We start from the raw sequence: 2,176 nt of genomic DNA on the forward strand, positions 1-2,176 counted from the left end.
GCCCCCCCGCCCCCCCCGCCCCCGCCTCCGCCCCCCCCCCCGCCGGCACCCTCGACCCCGTCGCCCTGGACGAAGCCCTCACCACCCTCCCCGGCCCCCGCGTCGTAGCCGCCACCGCCGGAACCACCGACGCCGGCCTCATCGACCCCCTCCCCGAGATCGCCGCCCTGTGCCGCGCCCACCACACCCGCCTGCACATCGACGCCGCCTACGGCGGAGGCCTCCTCTTCAGCGACCGGCACCGCACCAAACTCACCGGCCTCGACGCCGCCCACACCATCACCCTCGACCTGCACAAACTCGGCTGGCAGCCCATCGCCGCCGGCCTCCTCGCCGTCAAACACCCCCGCGACCTCGCCGCCCTCGACCAACGCGCCGACTACCTCAACGCCGACGACGACACCGAGGCCGGCCTCCCCGACCTGCTCGGCCGGTCCCTGCGCACCACCCGACGCCCCGACGCCCTCAAAATCGCCGTCACCCTCAAAACCCTCGGCCGCACCGGCCTCGGCGCCCTCGTCGACCAGGTCTGCGAACACGCCCACACCCTCGCCACCCTCATCGACGACCACCCCGCCTTCGAACTCCACGACCGGCCCACCATCAGCACCGTCCTGTTCCGGCCCGCGGGCACCACCGACGACGCCGTCGCCGCCGTACGCCGCACACTCCTCACCCACGGCCGAGCCGTCCTCGGCCGCGCCCGCCTCGACGGCCGCCTCTGGCTCAAGGCCACCCTCCTCAACCCCCACACCCGGCCCGACGACCTGGCCGGCCTCCTGAAACTCGTGGAAGGAACCACCCCCCGATGACGCACCCCCCACACCACGAGCCCGACGCGCCCCGCGACCTCGTCGGCATCGGCATCGGCCCCTTCAACCTCTCCCTCGCCGCCCTCGCCCACCCCCTCACCGCCCTCGACACCGTCTTCTACGAACAACGCCCCGCCTTCGACTGGCACCCCGGACTCCTCATCGAGGGCGCCACCATCCAAGTCCCCTTCCTCGCCGACCTCGTGACCCTCGCCGACCCCGCCAGCCCCTGGACCTTCCTCAACTACCTCAAGGCCCGCGAGAGACTCTTCCCCTTCTACTTCGCCGAGCGCTTCCACATCCAGCGCGCCGAATACGACGCCTACTGCCGCTGGGTCTCGGAAAACCTCCCCGGACTCCACTTCGGCCACCAGGTCGACGCCGTCCGCTGGAACCCCGAACGCGACCTCTTCGAAGTCGACTTCACCCAACTCGACGCCGAGGGAGAGGCAGAAGCCCTCGGGCGGACGTACACGAGGAACATCGTCCTCGGCATCGGCTCCGAACCGTATGTACCGGAGCCCCTGAAACCCCTCGCCGAAGCCCCCGCGGTACCCGTCGTGCACGCCGCCGACTACCTCGCCCACCGCGACACATTCCTCGCCGCCGACCACGTCACCGTCATCGGCTCAGGACAGTCCGGCGCCGAAATCTTCCTCGACCTGCTCCGCAACCGCCCCGCAGGCCGCGAGAAACTCCACTGGCTCGGCCGCACCGAGGCCTTCGCACCCATGGAGTACTCCAAGCTCGGCCTCGAACACTTCACCCCCGACTACACCCGCTACTTCCATGCCCTCACCGAAGACGTCCGCGACCGCCTCGTCACCACCCAATGGCAACTCCACAAGGCCATCGACGCCGACACCATCGCCGCCATCCACGACGAGCTCTACCGCCGCACCCTGCACGGCGGCTGGCCCGACGCCGTCCTCACCCCCGGCATCCGCGTCCGCACCGCAGGCCGCATCGCCACCGCCAAGATCGAACTCCACCTCGAACACATCCAGCAAAACACCCGCTCCCGCCTCACCACCGACGCCGTCGTCCTCGCCACCGGCCACCGCGAACGCCCCCTCGACCGCATCCTCGCCGGCCTCGACCCCCACCTGCGCCGCGACAGCCACGAACGCCCCCGCGTCGACACGCACTTCCGCCTGGTCCTCGACCCCTCCGTCACCGGCACCGCATACGTCCAGAACACCGCACGCCACACCCACGGCGTCGGCACCCCCGACCTCGGCCTCGCCGCCTGGCGCAGCGCCACCATCCTCAACACGCTGACGGAGAAAGACCCCTACCCCCTCCCCGCCCGCACCGCCTTCACCACCTTCGGACTCCAACAGCAGCCCCACATCCCACCCGCC

General features: G+C 71.2%; 2 protein-coding genes. Both read left to right on the forward strand.

Translation table 11 applies throughout. From position 1 onward, the window contains the following. On the forward strand, positions 1-812 hold an 812-nt coding region (locus ADK57_RS11245; protein ID WP_234390129.1), incomplete at its 5' end, for a pyridoxal phosphate-dependent decarboxylase family protein. After that, positions 809-2,176 (forward strand): lysine N(6)-hydroxylase/L-ornithine N(5)-oxygenase family protein (locus ADK57_RS11250; protein WP_053749259.1); only part of this gene is annotated, 1,368 nt, incomplete at its 3' end. The genes ADK57_RS11245 and ADK57_RS11250, both read left to right, overlap by 4 nt.

It is taken from the genome of Streptomyces sp. MMG1533 (assembly GCF_001279775.1).
GTDB lineage: Bacteria > Actinomycetota > Actinomycetes > Streptomycetales > Streptomycetaceae > Streptomyces.